Annotated in this window: 5 protein-coding genes; all 5 read left to right on the top strand. The window is 45.0% G+C overall.

What is annotated here, in order from left to right; all coding sequences use genetic code 11:
- Nucleotides 1-432, top strand: a 432-nt coding sequence (locus CHL74_RS15120; RefSeq protein ID WP_176452288.1) for a tyrosine-type recombinase/integrase, incomplete at its 5' end; no start/stop codon positions are given.
- Between the two features lie 140 nt (nt 433-572).
- A complete protein-coding gene (locus CHL74_RS15125; protein WP_004302115.1) occupies nt 573-890 on the top strand; it encodes a helix-turn-helix domain-containing protein in 318 nt (105 codons plus the stop codon).
- 8 nt (nt 891-898) lie between these two features.
- Entirely contained in the window at nt 899-1,210 is a 312-nt protein-coding gene (locus tag CHL74_RS15130; protein WP_229097228.1) for a hypothetical protein, read from the top strand.
- A gap of 64 nt (nt 1,211-1,274) precedes the next feature.
- The gene (locus CHL74_RS15135) at nt 1,275-2,099 is read left to right on the top strand and encodes a hypothetical protein (RefSeq protein WP_094881986.1); all 825 of its coding nucleotides are present in this window, start codon (nt 1,275-1,277) and stop codon (nt 2,097-2,099) included.
- Between the two features lie 285 nt (nt 2,100-2,384).
- The coding region (locus tag CHL74_RS15140) for a plasmid mobilization protein (RefSeq protein WP_094881987.1) at nt 2,385-2,722 on the top strand (338 nt) is incomplete at its 3' end.

Below are 2,722 nucleotides of genomic sequence, written 5' to 3' on the forward strand. Positions count from 1 at the left end.
AAGGCTCTCAATGCCGTACCAATCGGCAATACCGCCTTGTCATGGATGCCACCCAAAGGCGATGATGATTTTGTGTTTCACCTTCCTGCCAAGGCTAATGTGGATGCAGCCCTTAAAAGGATAGCCAAAAAGGTGGGCATTGAGAAGAATATCTCTTTTCACTGCTCTAGACATACATTCGGAATATTGGTACAGGCGGTTACCGGCAACATTGAGACTACCAAGAAACTGATGGGACACAAGTCGCTCAAATCCACCGCCATCTATGCAGATGTGCTGACGAATGAAAAGGTCAAGGCTGTTGACAACACGAAGAAAGCCTTTCGAGGTCGCAAACAGCGTGAAGAGAACAAGCAAATACCGAGGACAAAGCGGACAGCAGCCACCAACACCCATCCACGCAGAATAACTTTTTTACAGGATAACAAGTAAACAGAACTTTTCAGGGTAACAATCAGTTAATTTCACTTTTGTAGTCCCCATATTTCGGGCAGGGATTTCTCTCTGCCTTGGGGGACTACACTTTCAAAACAAGCAATACAACAAATCATAAACAATTAAATTACAGGATAATGAACAAAACTATCGACACCGAGACTCTTCTTTTGAAGGTAGAGTCACATGAGCACCGCATTGGGATAATGGAGAACCTACTCCGTGATGCCAAGCAAGTATTGACACTGGAGGAAGCAGCCTTATTCATGGGTATATCAAAGAGCAGTCTCTACAAGATGACACACAAGCATGAACTTCCGTTCTTCCGTCCCAACGGCAAGATTATATACTTTGAAAAGTCCGAGCTTTTGAACTGGATGCGCCAGAACCGCAGTATGTCCGAGGCTGAGACCAAGGCTGCAGCGACCAAGCACATGAGTGAACTTTGTAAATAGACATGGCGATGATGAAGGACGATATTTCCCATGAGGAGTACAGAAGCAAGTTGGCAAATGTTGCTGACCTTGCCGTGAGCTACATCAATACTGGCAACGGCTACTTTCGGATGCGTGATGCTTTCAATCAGCTTGCCGAGCAATGCGGAGCCAACAAAGGCATCAACGATGAAGCAACTATCGGCAGAAGAAAACTTCTTGCCCAGTCTGTTTGCATTGAGTGCATTTCACGATTAAGCAATCATTCTAATGACAGGTTGCAAGGCGAACTCTATGTTATAGCAGAGGACAATTCCCCAAGGCGAGGACGGCACAGATGATTTTCTCTTTACTGAGAAAAACAGTCTTGCCATTTATGGTTATAATATTCAAAATTTACAGAAGATGGATAAACAAAAGATACATTACTGCTTCACGCTGTCCGATGTACAGATGGAGTATCTTCGCTGCAAGAAGTACAAGATTGACCGCATGGAATGCTTCATGTCTCTTGCCTCTCTTGCTGAACGTGAAACAACACTTGTACCTATCAGCAAGACCCAACAAGTGGAAATCTTGTGTGGGCAATGTATGGTTGACAATACCCAACTTGCCAAACTCTGGGATAAAGACCGCAAGACCGTACCCAAACTTTTACAGGCTATGGAGGTTGTTGGCATTTCCTCTTCACAAAAAGTTGGAGACAACCGCATCATTACCCTGCATTCCCTCTCTGGCTGGTATGTGGACGGAAGATTTGTCAAGAACGGATTTTCATTGAAACGCAATGCGGATGGCTCTGCAATCATCCACACGGAAGTTCCACAAGCAAGAGTAATTGTTACGACAACAGAGGATAATACAAAGTCGGACAAGGAAGATGGGCATTCTGCCAATGGAATATCCGATACTGACAACAAGGGCAATTCTTCTACAGCAGATATTTCTTCTTCCCTAAATTCGACTTCATCTAATGACAACAGAAGCGTGAGTAAGGTCGGAACTAATGGCAATCTTTCCGATGCTGTTACTGATGGAATTTCCCCACAACAAAACTACTCCAGACAGTCTGTTGGCAATCCTTCTTCCATGCAAGAAGCAGATGCCAAACAGAATGAGGGAAAACACAACACATATCCACAGCATCTGGCAGGAGGACAAACACAACAGTCTAATGGTTCTAATGCCAATGGTTACAAGCCTAACGACTCCCATAACGGCAATCAATAGGCATTCAGAGGCTAATGAGCCACTATACCGATAAATCATCCCAAAGGACGATTGACCGCCAGAGGCTACCGCCAAACTGTTATACGTTTAAGCAGCCTTGGGGACGGACGCTGTTAAAAGTGCCGTCATTTTATAGGTACTTTTCGAGAAATCCTTTTGTAATACAGAAGCCGTGTCCGTCTTTCTGTATTCCTAAAAGTTTCTCGGACTACTCGCAGGCTCGCAGTCGTGACCACCTTTGCAAGGTGCTTGTAATCATCCCATTTTAATCAGAGACAAGGACAAATGAGAAAGAAGAACATCATAAGGAAACCGCCTACGGAAGTCCACACCTACCGATGTACGAAAGAAGAGTTGAAGCAGCTCCAGACGCTTGCCAAGGAGTGTGGAATAAGTCTGAGCCGCTATGTCGTTGAGACTGGTTTGAAGCACCGTCCACGCATGAGACTCACCAAGGAAGAGGTGGACGCTCTCAACTCTCTCGCCATCGCAAGGACGGATTTGATAAAAATCAGCAACGTGCTATCCAAGAAAACGGCTGAGGAAAAGGCTCGGTTCTTCAAGAATGAGAAGTTCATGCGTTGGTGGATTGATGCCGTTGCAGGACTTATCCAACATTGGTA

Source organism: Prevotella sp. 885, assembly GCF_002265625.1.
GTDB lineage: Bacteria > Bacteroidota > Bacteroidia > Bacteroidales > Bacteroidaceae > Prevotella.